Annotated in this window: 12 protein-coding genes and 1 pseudogene; all 13 read right to left on the bottom strand. The window is 37.4% G+C overall.

Annotated features, from left to right (window positions below):
- Window positions 1–143 precede the first annotated feature (143 nt).
- Entirely contained in the window at window positions 144–2288 is a 2145-nt protein-coding gene (locus LLF92_04780) for a bi-domain-containing oxidoreductase (protein ID MCE5340425.1), read from the bottom strand.
- Window positions 2289–2426: 138 nt separating this feature from the next.
- A pseudogene (locus LLF92_04775) lies at window positions 2427–2543 on the bottom strand (acyltransferase).
- Window positions 2544–2826: 283 nt separating this feature from the next.
- Window positions 2827–4044, bottom strand: a complete 1218-nt coding sequence (locus LLF92_04770; GenBank protein ID MCE5340424.1) for a glycosyltransferase — start codon at window positions 4042–4044, stop codon at window positions 2827–2829.
- 121 nt (window positions 4045–4165) lie between these two features.
- Complete coding sequence (locus LLF92_04765; protein ID MCE5340423.1) at window positions 4166–5362, bottom strand: glycosyltransferase; 1197 nt, start codon at window positions 5360–5362, stop codon at window positions 4166–4168.
- The gene (locus LLF92_04760) at window positions 5359–6759 is read right to left on the bottom strand and encodes an O-antigen ligase family protein (GenBank protein ID MCE5340422.1); all 1401 of its coding nucleotides are present in this window, start codon (window positions 6757–6759) and stop codon (window positions 5359–5361) included. Before LLF92_04760 ends, LLF92_04765 begins: the two co-directional genes overlap by 4 nt.
- The gene (locus LLF92_04755; GenBank protein ID MCE5340421.1) at window positions 6756–8240 is read right to left on the bottom strand and encodes a polysaccharide biosynthesis C-terminal domain-containing protein; all 1485 of its coding nucleotides are present in this window, start codon (window positions 8238–8240) and stop codon (window positions 6756–6758) included. Before LLF92_04755 ends, LLF92_04760 begins: the two co-directional genes overlap by 4 nt.
- Window positions 8233–8790 (bottom strand): acyltransferase, encoded by a 558-nt coding sequence (locus LLF92_04750; GenBank protein ID MCE5340420.1) that lies wholly within the window; start codon window positions 8788–8790, stop codon window positions 8233–8235. Before LLF92_04750 ends, LLF92_04755 begins: the two co-directional genes overlap by 8 nt.
- 16 nt (window positions 8791–8806) lie before the next feature.
- Window positions 8807–11197 (bottom strand): hypothetical protein, encoded by a 2391-nt coding sequence (locus LLF92_04745; protein ID MCE5340419.1) that lies wholly within the window; start codon window positions 11195–11197, stop codon window positions 8807–8809.
- Window positions 11198–11256: 59 nt separating this feature from the next.
- Window positions 11257–12357 carry a UDP-N-acetylglucosamine 2-epimerase (non-hydrolyzing) gene (wecB, locus tag LLF92_04740; GenBank protein ID MCE5340418.1) on the bottom strand — a complete coding sequence of 367 codons (1101 nt, stop codon included), beginning with the start codon at window positions 12355–12357 and terminating at the stop codon, window positions 11257–11259.
- Window positions 12354–13316 carry a GDP-L-fucose synthase gene (locus tag LLF92_04735; GenBank protein ID MCE5340417.1) on the bottom strand — a complete coding sequence of 321 codons (963 nt, stop codon included), beginning with the start codon at window positions 13314–13316 and terminating at the stop codon, window positions 12354–12356. The genes wecB and LLF92_04735 overlap by 4 nt, the downstream gene beginning before the upstream one ends.
- On the bottom strand, window positions 13313–14314 hold the full coding sequence (gene gmd, locus LLF92_04730; GenBank protein MCE5340416.1) for a GDP-mannose 4,6-dehydratase: 1002 nt from the start codon (window positions 14312–14314) through the stop codon (window positions 13313–13315). The genes LLF92_04735 and gmd overlap by 4 nt, the downstream gene beginning before the upstream one ends.
- Window positions 14315–14325: 11 nt before the next feature.
- A complete protein-coding gene (locus LLF92_04725) occupies window positions 14326–15627 on the bottom strand; it encodes a UDP-glucose/GDP-mannose dehydrogenase family protein (protein MCE5340415.1) in 1302 nt (433 codons plus the stop codon).
- A 9-nt stretch (window positions 15628–15636) separates the two neighbouring features.
- Window positions 15637–16737, bottom strand: a complete 1101-nt coding sequence (locus LLF92_04720; protein ID MCE5340414.1) for a DegT/DnrJ/EryC1/StrS family aminotransferase — start codon at window positions 16735–16737, stop codon at window positions 15637–15639.
- Between the last annotated feature and the right edge of the window lie 10 nt (window positions 16738–16747).

Raw genomic sequence — 16747 nt, 5'->3', positions numbered from 1 at the left:
TCTAAATTTAGTAAAATGGTTACATTTTAATTTTCTTTAAATCAATGTTTTATTGCGTTATACGCAATAGTTTTACAAAATTGCGAGAACCGTTTTTTTAACTTCTTTTGATTCCAAAGGTTACAATGGGACAGTAGTGATATTTATTTTATAGCAATGCCCTGCCCGTTTTGGGCAGAATCCATTGCGGCAAAGCTCGCAAGAGTAACATTTTCGATTTGCTCAAAAGGAATCAACACTTTTCCCTGCATTATAGAATCAATAAAATATTTAAATTGATTTTTGTGACCTTTGTCTTGATTCATTAAATTCATTTTCTTGAAATTCTTTAAGCCATAGCCTGTCATTTTTCTAAAATTATCTAATGCCAGCACTTTACCATCGCAGAAAACTGTAAATGTCTCTTTAGGATAACTTTTATGGCCGTTCGCAAAATAATGCAATGTCCCTATTGAACCATCAGCAAATTCCGCCGTGATACTCATTTTATCTGTTCTAACCTCTACTCCGGCACTTTGCCCAATCATGCTCGAACTTATATGTGTAATAGGTTTACCAACTATAGCAGCCATTACATCTAACCAATGGCAGCCTTCTCCAATAATTCTACCGCCTCCAATGTTTCTATCCTGTGTCCAAACTGTAGCAGAGGTATAGCCGGCATTGATGACCCAGGACATGCAGGTAGGGGAATTACGAGTCGATAAAAGCTCTTTGATTTTTTCTACATGCGGCGAAAATCTCCTGTTCAGCCCCACAAGTAAATGCTGGCTTGAGTGTTCCTGGTATACAGCTTTGATTTGTTCAAGTTCTTCTTTATTTAAACAGAGTGGTTTTTCGACATGAACATTTTTGCCAGCTTTAAGTGCTTCAATAACCATTTTGGCATGAAGGTCGTGTCGTGTAGTTATAAAAACAGTGTTGATTTCAGGATCGTTTATTATATCTTTATAATCGTTTGTAGCTTTTTCGAAGCCAAATTTCTTTGCAGTATATAACCCGGCAACGCCATTAATATCAGCAACTGTTTTCAACCTCAATCCAAGAGATTTAATGGCAGGCAGAAGCGTCATTTTTGCAAAGTTACCAGCCCCTATCAATCCACAGATAATTTTATCGTTTTTGACTTTCTGGTGGTATTTCTGAGGAATTGAAACTTCAGAACTGATTTCTGTTTCTTCCTGGCCATAAGTTAATATCAATGCCATTTTTTCCGGTGAGTCTGTAAGCATTTGATATGCTTTAGCAGCATCGTTTATCTGTATCCTATCGCTTATAAGCGAATCCACCTGAAGGCTCCTGTCTGAAAGGCTTTTTAAAACGGCTTCGAAATTCCTGTTTTCCGTCCATCGGACAAATGGCAGCGGATAGTCTTGCCCCTTGTCTTCATAGGTCTTATCGTATCTCCCAGGTCCATAAGAACAGGATACCTGGAAAGATAACTCTTTTTCATAAAAATCTGATCTTGTAAGATTTAAGTTTACAACACCTACCAAAACGATTCGTCCTCTCTTTCGGCACATCTGCGCAGAAGCATGAACGATTGAATCTTCCTTCGCAGAAGCTGTAATCAAAACACCATCAACACCGACTCCACCAGACAAAGCGATTGCATTGCCGACAACATCTTCTCCCCCTGAAGCACTAATTACTTCAACACCAAAACTTTTGGCAAGGTCAAGTTTATTTTTGTCAATATCTATGCCAATTACTTTACAACCGGCAGATTTTAATAATTGTGCGGATATCAATCCTATTAACCCAAGACCATATACAACAATTGTTTCTCCCAGCGTTGGATTGATTAGCCTGATTCCCTGCAAGCCAATTGAGGCAAGAACCGTAAATGCGGCCTGCTCATCGGTAACATTATTCGGCACCTTGGCACAAAGATTTTTCGGCACACCAACTATTTCAGCATGCGAACCATTGCTTGCAACTCTATCACCAATTTCAAAACCTTCAACGCCTTGACCAATTTCAATAACTTTTCCACAATTGCAATAACCCAAAGGCAGCGGTTCATCGAGCCGTGAAAACACACTGTGTAAAGTGGGAAAAAGACCATCCGTTTTAATCTTATCCAAAACCTGCTTCACTTTGTCTGGCTGCTGCTGTGCCTTACCAAGCAGAGAACTTTTAGCAAAGTTCACAAGCATTCTTTCTGTTCCAGTCGAAATCAGCGAAGCTGTTGTTTTGATAAGCACTTGTCCCTGCAATACTTTTGGGGCGGGTACATCTGCGACATCCAATTGGCCAGTTTTGAAATTCTGAAGAACTTGTTTCATAATTTTACCACCAAGAATTTACAAATTAATCATTTCCCGTTTTTGTTCTAACGCTTTTTGATGCTTAATAATATCATCTTCATTAAAACGCATTTTAATTTTACTCGCAGGTACTCCTGCCACTATACTATAGGAGTCAACATCTTTTGTAACGACAGCTCCGGCAGCAACAACAGCGCCTTCGCCGATTGTGACACCATGCATGATAATCGCGCCATGTCCAATCCAAACATCATCATGAATTTTAACAGGTTTATTTTCACTTCTGCCTGCTTCTATTGAGGGAATCCCTACCACATCAAACCGATGATCACCGCCAACAATTGCCACACGAGCAGCAATCATCACAAAATTACCAATTTCTACTTTCGATGCCAACCAACATCGCGGCCCAATAAACGATTTATAGCCTATCGAAACACAATTTGGTCGAATCACAACTGCCATGCCTATATAACTTTCTTTTCCGCACTTTAACAGGTGATATTTAAAAATTCGCAAATAAAGCATCCACATTTTTTTAAAATATTTTTTCATTTTACTTTTCTGATATTTGTTTATTAATTGGCAGAACTGAATTCAAACATTTTATAATAATTTTTTCCTGATAAAATGGGTTGAAGCAATCGTCTACCATTTTCATACATTCAGCAGACATAGTTTCTTTCGCAGGCCGCGGGTATAAGAGTTTTTCTGCTTTTTCTGCGAGGTCAATCGGATCATTTCTCCTGAAGAAGCCGCCTGTTTTACCTTCTATTACCGCTTCAACTTCTGGGCCATGAATATAGAATTTATTTTCATGAGTTAAAACCGGAACACCAAAAACCATGCTATGTATTGCCGTTAAACCGATGGCGCCAGGCACAACACAAAGATCACTGGCCATTATCAATTCCCCAATAACCTCTTCATCATAGTTAGCTCCGTAAAATATGATCTTATCAAAGACCCCGACCTTCTTTGCATATTCTTTCAGTTTAAACTCTTCAAGTCCATCGCCTATAAGTATGGCTTTTACGTTCAAACCCTTTTGAGCAAATATTTTAATCGAATCGATTAGAATATTTAGTTCTTTATTTTTCTGTAATCTTCCTGAATAGAAAATCAGTTTACTTTGGTCTGTCATTAGTCCAAAGTCTTCTCTAATTTTTTGAATACATTCTTTAGAAATATGTTTTCTGATATTCAAATGCTCTTCATAATTTAACGAATTCCGTACGGTAAAAACCGTTTCTTTTTTAAAACCATTTTGAACATACCAATCAGAGGCGAATTTTCCATAAATCAGTCGAGCTTGAGCTAATTTACCTTGTACCATCCGAAAAAGCCACTTAATCTTATTCTCTGGACCTCTAACTCCCATTCCCCAGTCAACAACTTTTATTCCTCTGAATCTGCAAATAATTTTCGCTAATATATTGCTTAAAGAATGGCCTCCAAGAAAAATCACTGCATCGAAATCCTCTTTTAATACAAGCTTTATGGCATCAGGCTGCCATTCATAATCCTTAAAGGGCCAATGTTTTATGCGGACAGACTTAAGATGTTTCCATTTAATTCCTTCCATTTCCCCAACTTCATTAGCGGAAGCAACGCTGTTGCCTCCAACAACTTGAGTGTTATCACCTGCATATATGGTAAAGTTCATACCTTCGTGTTGACATAGCCTTCTGAAAATGGTAACCCTGTAATGTGGTATCCACCATATAAAATGTGCTATCTTAGGTTTGTTTTCATTAGTTTCGATAAGCGTCATTGAACCTTTTAAGTAAAGCGAAATATTTATTTATTACTATTACAATTCCCTATAAAATTTTCTATCATTAAAGTCTAAGCTAAGATTATAAAAAATGTTTATGAATTAAACAAACTTTCTTCTAACCAACTAATGCTTCCAGGTAATTTTTAATTCTGTTCGCATTCTTATTAACATCAAAACTCTCTTCAGCTCTTTTTCTGGCCATTAGCGACATCTCTTGATACGTGTTATTATCTTCAAACACTTTTAAAACTGCCGCTGCCAAACTCTTAATTTCTCTGGGTTCAACAAGTATAGCTCCTTTGCAATCACCTATGGCTTGTGGCAATCCGCCCACGGAAGTGGTCACAACTGGCACTCCACAAGACATAGCTTCCATAACTACATTAGGCATCCCTTCAGTATGGGATGGAAGGATTAAAACATCTGAAGACTGCATCCATAGATTGATTTCATTACTATCTACTTCCCCAACTATCTCGATAGTATTATTTAAATCCTTATCGTCTATATGTTTTCTCATTCTATCTAATTCAATGCCGTAACCGCATATCTTAAGAATAATGTCTTTATTTTTTCTGCGAATAATATCAAACGCGTCTATTAGTTCATAGATTCCTTTTGCTTTTTTAAACGTCCCAACATACAATGCAATCTTCTTATCTGTGGGAAGTTTTAGTTTTTCTCTCAAGAGACTTTTTTCTTTAACCGGAGAAAACAATTTCGTATCCACTACACCATGAATGAGTTTGGTTTTTTTATCACTAACAGAATCTATCCTTGAAGCGACTTTCTGGCCACATGCAAAAGTCATATCCGCTTCATTACAAATTTTAACAAATCTGTTGTACATACTACGATTAATGTCTGGATATGAATTAACGTCCGATCCTGCCCCAACACAACAGATGGGGATATTGAGTAATTTGCTAAATCTTATCCCAGCATCGCCATCAGGAAAAAAACATCTGGCATATATGACATCGAATTTTTTTTTCTTATGCATATCAAGAACAATCTTTTTAGAAGCAAGATAAACACTAAATCCTGCCCATCTACAAAACCAATTACCTGTAAGCCGTATATATGGAACTGAATGAGCTTCTAACCCTTCAAAGTTACAAAGATCCGCATTACTCTCATAGTTTGACCATTTCTTAAATCGCCGTAAAAAACCTGGTATTTTTACCACAGGAACTATTACTGTAACATCTCCAGCCACTTTACTGATCGCATGTATCTGCCGAGCTGCAAATATTCCGTAATTTTTATTCTTCTGGTTTGGAAACAAGTGCGAAATCACTAAAATTTTCATAACATATAACCGCTAGTTTCAGTTTCTTCTAAATAATCATCATACATATAATCAAATGGCATCTGGAATTGGGAGCATTCTGATATTCTTAGCGCAAGGATAATAAAACCAATAGAATACCAAAAATCTTTTTGGAAATATGAGGTCGCTGTAATTCCAAGACAAATATTAGACATCAACATAGAAATCGCAAACCATCGCAAAGAAGATAATGGAATTTTCAATATACTGACAAAGAGCAAAAAATAAAATCCTAAAACAAGACATAGCCCTATTATTCCAAGTTCAGTAGTAAAAGAAATTATATTGTTGTGTGCTGAGGAAATTTGTTTTTCATAACCTACCAGTACATGAAAAGTTTTTAATCCGCTACCAAATACTGGTTTTTGGCTAATAAATTGAACGCCCCTCTTCCAAATCGCCAAACGGCCACTCTCTTCAACATTGTATTTTGTGGCTCTCATGCGGTCTTTAGATTTTTCAGAAAGAAGGTTAGAATTCATCGCTATTTTAAATACCCCAAATGCACTCATACTTATTAAAATCGCTAATATAATATAAACAAATTTTTGCCGACCTTTTCCCGTTATTAGAAACGAAATCAGAGGTGCTACAAAGGCTGTGCCTAATGCCGCTCTCGCTTGTGTCTTTAAAAGCGCAATAAGCAAAACAGGAAAAATTGCTAATAGTATAATTTTTTCTTTTTTATTTCCTCGAAGAAATAAATATATACTACCCATAAGGCATATTACAATTGCAGCTCCAAGATCATTACTATTTGTCCCCTCGCTTAACTTAGCCCTTTCCAATTCCGCCCCTGCACCGCTTGTGTTTATATCTACCAAACCCAAGACAATGATTATCGAAACAACTAATGCTCCCAAAACTAATGACCAGATAATAAACTTAAAGTTAATTTCGTCTCTTATTGTATTGAAAAGAATCAGTAACAAAATTATGTGAAGTGTTATAGTAACTATACCTATACATGTCCATATAGGTGAAACTGACCATAAAACACTCAATATAGTATAAGCAAAGATAACAAGTAGAAATTTAGATGGTTTGGTCAAACTGAGCTTATATCGCAATCTTGTAATTAAAAAACTGAAAAATATGACAATTCCAATCATTTTACTAATAGAAAAATCATCACTGAATCTGAACAAATTGCTGAAGATCATAAAAAAGTATAAAACCATAAAAGCAAATTGGGTATGAAAGAAACTTAAAATAATTATGGGTACCCCTGCTATTACCATCGATACTTTAGGCATTCCTGTAAAAAAGTATACCAATGCTGACACAAAAATAAAGAACAGACAAATAGCAATACACATTTTATTTTTGCGATAGTCTAAAAAAGACAGATCGTCGATAAATTGAAGAGTATTCATATTTTAACATCTTCCTTATTTAAAAAAGGTTTTAATGTTATCCATTCTTTTATAAGACGAATATCCTCATCCATCAACAAATTAAATTTCCTCATAAGGACAAGAAAGCATAATCCAAATATTAAAATATTTAAAATAATATACAATAGATTATTGCTAACCCAAAAGACTAAAACCTTGGCGATTATTCCAGATATGACTGCGGTGAAGAATATCTTTGAATTATTTTTTACCGCAAACGCTTGCGAAAATGTTATCGGGATACTTTTATTAATAAATAACAAAGCCACATATATTTGAGCTATTCTTCCAAGCAATATGCCTATCGCTGGCCCAACAAGGCCTATCCACTGCAAGAGTAGATACCCACTTGATAAGCCAACAACAAAAGCGGTTAAAGTCGAATATACTACATACTTAGTTTTTCCTGAAATTTTAAAAAGTGATTGTATTTCGCAGATTCTAAATAAAAACAGAATCGCTGTAAAAATAAAAATTGGCCACGCTTTTGAATAATTCGCTCCGAATGCCACTCCAAGTATTTTACCTGGAGAAAAAACACAAATCATAAAAACCGGTATAGCTATCATGGCTATCTTAGTTGCTGATTTTTCCCATAATCTAATAATTTCACCAATATTATTATCTTTCATGTGGTTGACACAAATAGGAACTAAAACCAAAGCTATATAGGTAGAAAATTGACCTATGATTGGGATCCTGGTAGTTCCAACTGCAAATAACGCAAACTCTTCAGGGCTAAATGAAGATGAAACCAAAACTTGTTGACTCTGCGTATAAAAAATATAAATGCCATATCCAAACCAATAAGGAAGTGAAAAATTAATCTGCTCCCAAATGAGCTTTCTATCAAAGCCTATTTCAAAACCAATTATTTGCCATAATAGCAATATACATAAGACACAAATTGCCAAATAAGATAGCACATAAATACCCAGAGCATTTTTAAAACTCATACCAAAGAATAATGGCAAAAAAATCGATAACATATTAACTGCTGAAAAACTTGCTGATAGGATACTGCCTAATTTCCCCTTCTTGATTGTTATAAGAGAAACGTTCAGCAAAATAATGAACATCATGCTTATTGGAATGCTCGCTGACAAAACAAGGAGGTCTTTCAATTTTGCATTAGCAAATTTAACTCCAAAAAAGTTAGCCGATTTAAATAAAAATAACCCTGCAACTACCCCTAAAACAAGTAAAAGGACAACCGTTTGAAAAAGAAATATTTTTCTGTCTTTTTTGTTCAAATGTGACAAAAAATATGTCGCGCTCTCCGGTAAACAAAGATAGGAAAATGTATAAGTCATTGTAGTAATAAGAAGTATTTGTTTGAATGTGCCGAAATCGCTCGCAGTCAGCAAACGAGCTAGAAACATACCTTGAATAATCACGCTTAATTGCCTGAAAGTATTTCCTATGATCAAAAAAATTGATTGATTTTTCAAACTACTCATCTTGGGATTCCATCCTTTTGGGGCACTTTCTGCTTTTTATTATTTTGGCCGGACAGCCTCCAATAATTGAAAATTCGGGAATTTCTTTTGTTACCACTGCGCCAGCCCCAACAACACTGCCCTGACCAATTGTTACACCTGGTAAGATAATCGCACGGGTCCCTATCCAGACGTCATCACAAATATTAACTGGCTTAGTTATTCCTCCCTGCCCTCGCATAGGTTTGGAAGTATCTGAGAAATCATGATTTCTTGTCAATATCACCACATCTGGTCCCATCATAACATTCTTGCCAATTGTAATAGGGCCTCTTGCTCTGCAGTTTACTCCAAGACCGCTATTATCATCAATAGAAAGGTGACGTCCTGACCCAAAATCAACACCCTTTTCTATATTTACGTTTTTACCACAATATCTAAATAATCTTTTACACAACTGATATCTGAGCAATTTGGATACCTTGCCAAATGGGCATGTCCTTCTTGGAAGACTTACCGCAAAATAATGATATAGTACCCAACAGAAATAAAATAATAATTTATTTATCAATTTTTCCCCTTTACGATTATTTCATTAAAATCTCTGATATTGTTTTCCTGGCACAATAAACTTTTTCATAATCATTTTGGTTCTGTAAAACATCAGATACCAAGGAATTTAATTTCTTACTATATTCACTGGCTTGATCTTTTTGCCCACTTTCTGCAAGGATATCAATTTTGTTCTTCAATTCTAAAAGATAAAGATAATCTTCAACACCTTGCCTCCAAATTTCCCATCGCCTTGATGGGATTATTTTTTCACTGTTGTTTACTATATTATCATTTGAGCCGTATACCATCCCATAATAACCTATTGTCGTTAAAGTATCATCCCAATCATTACAATCATTATCAACATAAGCCCAAACGGCTACGCCTTTTTGGGATCGTTTAAAAGCTTTCCAAAAAATCATTCTATAATAATTATAAGGTAAGTTAGCTTTGCCTGGGTAATCTGTGATACCTGTCCATATTTGAGTTTTATAAGACTGTATCTTTGCTAACCAATCTGGCTTTTCTTCACATATTCTGCCAGGCAAATTCCAGACATCGATTAAATCTCTAAATTTTTCAAAATCTTTAGGTCCTTGACCGAAAGAGTTGGCATAGATCTGAATGTTAGGGTCTATTCGTTTCACAAACTGAACCCATTCATAAAAGGAATTACATAAGGTTTCATCAAAACCAAAAAGATAAAAATCTTTATAATCTATTTTCCGCTCTTTCAGATGTTCTACCAATGCTCTTAGCCAAAAAGAATATTTAACTCTCCATGAATCACTCATCCATTCCCCAAACTGGCTGGCATTTTTTCTGCCTTCCTTGTAACCCAGAAAGAATATGTATTTTTTCGCATAAGTATATTTGCTCAATGCATAATCAAGCTTGGAAAAATCAAAACCACCTTCAGTTTGACCGTCTGCTTTTATTCTTGATGGAAATAGTATCGCTTTGTTATAAATAAATGCCATATTCTCATAATGGCTCTTTAAATCTTCAATAGCTTCATTAATAAAATTTTTAGTAATTGACGAAGTAAAAAGAAGCGGATTTGTTCTAACAAATACATCTCCTTTATTTTGCAGTTTAAGCGGTAATATTTTTAAGGAAATTTTTATTTTATTGATATTTGATATATTACTATCTATATCTGTCGTTATTATTCTAAAATAAATTATATAATTATCCGGTTTCAATTCGCTGCTTTTGATATTAAGCCATATTTGCGATGTCAATCCCGGTGTAATTAAGAAAGGATAATCATTTTGAATTATCAAGGCATCTGCAATTTCGCCTATTTTTTTCCCATATACATATAATGCACGTCTAACAATAAAATTATCCAAAGCAGTAATTTCTTTCTCTTCAGAATTTACTACGCTCTCCAATTGCACAGAAACTCTTTTAGAAACACTTGAACCATTAATTATATTAATTGCTGCAGGCTCAAACTCATCCTGCCACATTATCACCTCTAAGTCTTTGTTCCACTGTAGATTCTTTTCAAGCAATAAATCTGATTTATTTAAAATCTTGTCCGGCACAGCTGGAAGCAGAACCACTTCCTCACCATAATAGGTCCTGTATATTTTTGCTTTTATTAGCCCTAAACCGTTTTCAAACTGTTCAAGTTGTGAATCGTTTATATTATTGGCCGTTTCCTTCAATATAACCAATAATTCCTTTATATTCGCTTCAGTTTCCAACAAAAATTTCGTATTGAATTTTTCTCCAAATTTTTCAATACTATCAAGTAAATTCCTTGCTTGCCTCTTTATTTCCACATACCTTTGTCCAAGTTTAATTGCCTGGATATTTGAAATATTTCCAAATCGCCTATTCAGAAGTTTCCTAGTATCTTTCTCTCCCATAACCTCAATTTCATCAATAAAAAGAAATTGACACGATATCTGGCAAATCAGTCTTACATACCTTGCTTGATAATTGATATTTTTGATTGTCAATGTTAATGGCTGTTTTTTCTTCGCTATACCCGGAACTATATAGTCGGATGAATCAACCAAACCTGCAAAAGTATACTCTTTCCCATCTGGGCTTACCAAGGCTACAATATAATCAGGATAATCAACCCCGGCAACGCCGCCTCCGATTGTATATATGTTGATTTCTCTTATATATGAATATTCTTCTAAATCTATCTCTATATTAGGAATGGAATCTGAACCTATCCATCCAACGGTGCTTTTTTTGCCCCAATCACTACCCTTTTTATTGCCATCAGTCAATTGAAATTTGTCACAAGGATCTGAACATAGACGGTAATTAGGAGCCGGACACAACACACTCACCTTACCGTGGGCCAAATTCAATATATTATTTTCAGTTGCCCCAAACACAACAGAGGCAAGAAAAAGGCCCAAACTCATATGATACTTAATCGTTTTTTTTACCATATATTACTAATATCTCCGTATTACACTCTCGCCTTGCCAGCCCAAAAACAAGTAAGATATTAGGAGTTAGAAGCCAAAAGAATTTCAACAATTCTCTCTGCAGATTTACCATCCCAGAATTTGGGAGTTTTCCCTTTGGATTCAAAATTATCGGCTTTAATTTCATTATAATTTTTAAATATGTCTGCTGTCTCAATATGAACAAGGCAGTTTGTTCCTTCCGTAACTGTTACCGGCCGTTCAGTATTTTCTCTAAGCGTCATACAAGATATGCCGAGAATAGTTGTCTCTTCCTGAATTCCGCCGGAATCTGTTATAACAATTGCGGCATTGGCTGTAAGTTTTAAAAAATCAAGATAACCAAATGGCTCAGTAAGGATAAGGTTTTTCATTGCAGAAACTCTATCCTTCAAATCAGAACCCTCAATATTCTTTTTCGTCCTCGGATGAATTGGGAAAACTAATTTCAAATCGTTCTGGATAACTTCAAATGCTGTGATAATCTTTGATAGGTTGCCCATATCGTCAACATTACTCGGCCTGTGCAAAGTAACTACAGCATACTTTTTCTTTTCAATGCCGAGTTTTTCCAATATATCCGATTTTTCAGCCTTGTCTCTATTAGCCAGCAAAGTATCAATCATCACATTGCCAACAAAATGCACTTTCTCGTCTGATACGCCTTCGTTTTTTAGATTATCAATTCCCGATTGTTCCGTAACGAAAAGTAAATCGCTTATAGAATCCGTAAGAACACGGTTAATCTCCTCCGGCATAGAACGGTCAAAACTTCTCAAGCCTGCTTCGACATGAATAAGTTTCACACCAAGTTTAACAGCAACCATTCCACATGCGATAGTACTGTTGACATCGCCAACCACTAATACATAATCCGGCTTAAAATCCAAAACTACAGGCTCAAACCTCTTCATTACCTCGGCAGTCTGGACTGCATGGGTACCGCTGCCGACTCCGAGATTAACATCAGGTTTTGGGATATTCAGTTCATCGAAAAACAGTGTACTCATCTTGGCATCATAATGCTGACCAGTATGAACAAGAAGAGTTTGAAATTTACCGCTTTGATTGAATGCTTTCATCAAAGGAGCTATTTTCATAAAGTTCGGTCTGGCACCGCATACGCAAATTATCTTAATCATATCTGTCTTTCATTACATAAGTAGATATTCTTTTTATACCACTCAATCGTAGCTTTTAGACCCGCATCAAAATCCGTCTTCGCTTCAAAGCCAAACAGTTTTTTCGCCCTGCTCGTATCCAGACATCTTCTCGGCTGGCCATCTGGTTTTGTCGCATCCCAACGGATTTCGCCTTTAAAGCCCGTCAGCTCCACAATCTTATCAACAAGGTCTTTAATCGTAATCTCAAATCCTGCGCCAATATTCACCGGCTCTTGGCCGTTATATTTTTCAGTTGCCAACAATATTCCTTCTGCCGCATCATCTGCATAGATAAATTCTCTGCTCGCCTGCCCGCTGCCCCAGCATTCAATATATTTATCGCCATTGCCAATCGCATCGACACATTTCTTTATCAACGCCGGTATCACATGACTGCTTGCGGGATTAAAATTATCACCCGGCCCATAAAGATTCACCGGCAGCAAAAAAATACTATTAAATCCATATTCCTGCCGATACGCCTGCGACTGCACAAGCAGCATCTTTTTCGCCAAACCATACGGGGCATTCGTTTCCTCCGGATAGCCAATCCATAAATCATCCTCTTTGAATGGAACAGGCGTAAACTTCGGATACGCACAAATTGTTCCGATAGCCACAAATTTTTCCAGATTCCTTAATCTGCCTTCTTCTATCAACTGAACACCCATCATCAGATTTTCATAGAAGAATTTACCGGGATGCTCACGATTTGCTCCGATTCCGCCAACTATCGCCGCAAGATGAATAACAATATCAGGCTTCATGTCGTCATACATTTTTTTGATGTCAGGCAGTTTGACTAAATCGTAATCTTCAATTTTGGGCACAAGAATATTTTTACAGCCTCGTTCCGCAAGTTTGCGGCAAATATAAGAACCTAAAAATCCTGCTCCGCCTGTAATAACTATGCGTTTATTTCCAAAAAAGTTTGTCACCTGCTGTTATCTCTAAGAATCTTCTCATTTTCTGCAATTTTCATATCAGCATCCGTCATCATTTTAGCAAGCACTTTAAAAGACACCTTCGGATTCCATTTCAAAATCTTCTTCGCTTTCGAGGCATCGCCCAAAAGCAAGTCAACTTCTGTCGGCCTGAAATAATTTTTATCTATTTCGACATGCTTTTTCCAATCAAGATTAAGATGTCCAAACACTTCATCAAGAAATTCTCTTACAGAATGAGTTTCTCCAGTTGCAATTATATAATCATCCGGCTTTTCAACTTGCATCATCAGCCACATTGCTTCGACGTAATCCCCCGCAAAACCCCAGTCGCGTTTCGCGTCAAGATTACCAAGGTATAACTTATTCTGCAAACCGAGTTTGATTCGTGTAGCTGCGCGAGTAATTTTTCGAGTTACGAAAGTCTCGCCACGTCTGGGCGATTCGTGATTGAATAAAATTCCATTGCAGGCAAATATATCATAAGCCTCACGGTAATTTACCGTCTGCCAAAACGAATATACTTTCGCACAACCATAAGGGCTTCTCGGATAGAAAGGCGTTTTTTCAGTCTGCGGCGTTTCCAGAACCTTGCCGAACATTTCACTGCTCGATGCCTGATAAAACTTCGCGGGCTTTTTCATTGAGCGAATCGCTTCAAGAATTCGCAGCGTGCCCAGCGCATCAACATTAGCCGTATATATCGGCTGGTCGAAACTAACACGAACGTGGCTTTGAGCACCAAGATTATAAACCTCGTCCGGATTAACTTCGTTCAACACTGAATGCAGATTGCTTCCATCGGTCAAATCCGCATATATTAATTTTAATTTGGGCTGTTCATGCGGGTCTTGATACAGATGGTCTATTCTATCGGTGTTAAATGACGAGCTTCTGCGAATCAGACCGAAAACTTCGTAGCCTTTCTTCAACAACAGTTCCGTCAAATAAGAGCCGTCCTGGCCGGTGATACCTGTTATTAATGCTTTCATAAAATCCTGTTTTAAACGCGTCCTACGCTATAATATTCAAAGCCGAGTTTCTTCACATAAGCAGGCTCGTAAAGATTCTTGGCGTCAAAAATTACAGGCTTTTTAAGTTTTTCCTTCAACACTTCGAAATCTGCTCCTCTGAATTGCTGCCAATCCGTAAAAATCACAAGAGCATCGGAATTTTCAACCGCATCACAATCGCTTGGACACATTTCGACACTTTGTTCAAGAACCAATTTAGCCGGCTCCATAGCTTCAGGGTCAAACGCCCTGACTTTCATTCCTGCTTTCAAAAATTTGTTTACGCACCATATCGCCGGCGATTCCCGAACATCGTTCGTCTTCGCCTTAAAAGCTAATCCCCATACCGCCAGCGTTGTTTTATTTTCTTTGCCTTTGTAATAATTCAGCACTTTGTCAGCGAATCTGCTGCGCTGATTATTATTAACCTGCTCAACAGCCTCGGCAATAGACATACGATAATTATTTTTTTTGCCTATATCTATAATCGCCCGCACATCCTTTGGAAAACAGCTTCCGCCATAGCCCGCGCCTGGAAACAAAAATGAATTCCCGATTCGAGGGTCTGTGCCGATGCCTGCGCGAACTTTTTCGATATCCGCTCCGCAAATTTCGCACAAACCTGAAAGCTCGTTCATAAACGATATTCGAGTTGCGAGCATTACATTCGATGCGTATTTTGTCGTCTCGGCGCTTGCAGGATCCATAAAAAGTATCCTGCTGCTTTTACGCATAAAAGGTGAATACAAATGCTTCATTACTTCCTGAACTTCAGGATTATTCGTGCCGATAACAACCCTGTCAGGTTTTGTAAAATCTTCAACACCGGTACCTTCCTTCAAAAATTCCGGATTGCTGACATAATCGAAAGGCACTTTCGTTTTGCTCCTGATAAGATTCTCTATGATTTTATGTGTGCCTATCGGAACAGTGCTCTTCATTACAATTATTTTATATTCCGTCATATACTCGGCTATTTTGCCGCACACACTTTCGACTTCTGAAATATCCGCCGAACCATCCGGTGCACTGGGAGTACCGACGCCGAGTATTATAACTTTTGAAGTATTTACACCGAGCTTGAGGTCTGTTGTAAAACTGATACGTTTCGCTTTGCTGTTGTGATTGATTATTTCCGAAAGACCGGCCTCATAAATCGGGATAATTCCTTTTTTAAGGCTGCTAATTTTCTTTTCATCGTTGTCAACGCAGATTACGTTATTGCCGCTGTCAGCAAGACAGCCTGCCGTTACAAGACCAACGTAACCAATTCCAACAACTGTTACTTTCACTTTCTAAGATTATCCTATGCTTTTAAGAACTGCTGCCGCTACTTCGTCTTTCATACTGTCCGTCAGTTCCGGATAGACAGGCAGAGCCAAAACTTCATTCGCAGCTTTTTCTGATTCAGGGAAATCGCCCTTTTTATGTCCGAGGTACGCGAAACATTCCTGCAAATGCAGCGGTACCGGATAATAAACTGCGCATCCGATGTTGTTTTTCTTCAGATTCGCAGCCATTTCATCTCGATTCTGTACCCTGATTACATATTGATTATAAATCGTAACACCGTCAGAATGTACATAAGGCGTTTTAACTGAAGTTCCGGCAAATTTTTTATTATAAAATTCAGCGTTTTTCCTTCTCGCTTCCGACCAATCGTTAAGATGCGGCAATTTTACTAAAAGAGCCGCAGCCTGAATCGGGTCAAGACGGAAATTGCCGCCGACAAAATGATAATAATATTGCGGATATTGTCCGTGGTCTCTCATTAATTTCAATTTTGTCGCAAGTTTTTCATCGTTGCAGACAACCATACCGCCATCGCCAATACCGCCCAAATTTTTGCTTGGGAAGAAACTAAAACAGCCGCAAGTACCAATACTGCCTGCGCGTTTGTCTTTGTATACACTGCCGATTGCCTGTGCCGCGTCTTCAATGACGTAAAGATTATGCTTTTTGGCAATCGCCATAATCGCATCCATATCAGCCATTTGGCCGTAAAGATGAACAGGCATAATCGCTTTTGTTTTTTTTGTTACAGCTTTTTCAATCAGCGCAGGATTTATATTGTATGTCCTGAGGTCAATGTCCACAAAAACCGGCTTTGCGCCAGTTCTGGCGATACAGCCGGCAGTTGCGAAAAACGTAAACGGCGTTGTTATCACTTCATCGCCGCTGTGAATATCAAGACTCATGAGACTTGCAAGCAGCGCATCTGTACCGCTGGACATTCCAATCGCGAATTTGCAGCCGCTTAATTCCGCAACCTGTTTTTCAAGTTCCGCGACTTTCGGCCCGCCGATGCAGACCTGACTATCGAGAACTTCGCTGATTGCCTTTAAGACATCATTTTTAATTTTCGCGTATTGTGCTTTTAAATCCAGTAATGGAACTGACATCGAACATCCT

It is taken from the genome of Planctomycetaceae bacterium, from assembly GCA_021371795.1.
Taxonomy (GTDB): Bacteria; Planctomycetota; Phycisphaerae; order Sedimentisphaerales; family UBA12454; genus UBA12454.
This window is presented reverse-complemented; position numbering and strand designations above follow the sequence as displayed.

Coding starts and splice junctions, on each gene's coding strand:
- LLF92_04780 (MCE5340425.1), bottom strand. CDS start 2,288: ATGAAACAAGTTCTTCAGAATTTCAAAACTGGCCAATTGGATGTCGCA.
- LLF92_04770 (MCE5340424.1), bottom strand. CDS start 4,044: ATGACGCTTATCGAAACTAATGAAAACAAACCTAAGATAGCACATTTT.
- LLF92_04765 (MCE5340423.1), bottom strand. CDS start 5,362: ATGAAAATTTTAGTGATTTCGCACTTGTTTCCAAACCAGAAGAATAAA.
- LLF92_04760 (MCE5340422.1), bottom strand. CDS start 6,759: ATGAATACTCTTCAATTTATCGACGATCTGTCTTTTTTAGACTATCGC.
- LLF92_04755 (MCE5340421.1), bottom strand. CDS start 8,240: ATGAGTAGTTTGAAAAATCAATCAATTTTTTTGATCATAGGAAATACT.
- LLF92_04745 (MCE5340419.1), bottom strand. CDS start 11,197: ATGGTAAAAAAAACGATTAAGTATCATATGAGTTTGGGCCTTTTTCTT.
- wecB (MCE5340418.1), bottom strand. CDS start 12,357: ATGATTAAGATAATTTGCGTATGCGGTGCCAGACCGAACTTTATGAAA.
- gmd (MCE5340416.1), bottom strand. CDS start 14,314: ATGAAAGCATTAATAACAGGTATCACCGGCCAGGACGGCTCTTATTTG.
- LLF92_04720 (MCE5340414.1), bottom strand. CDS start 16,737: ATGTCAGTTCCATTACTGGATTTAAAAGCACAATACGCGAAAATTAAA.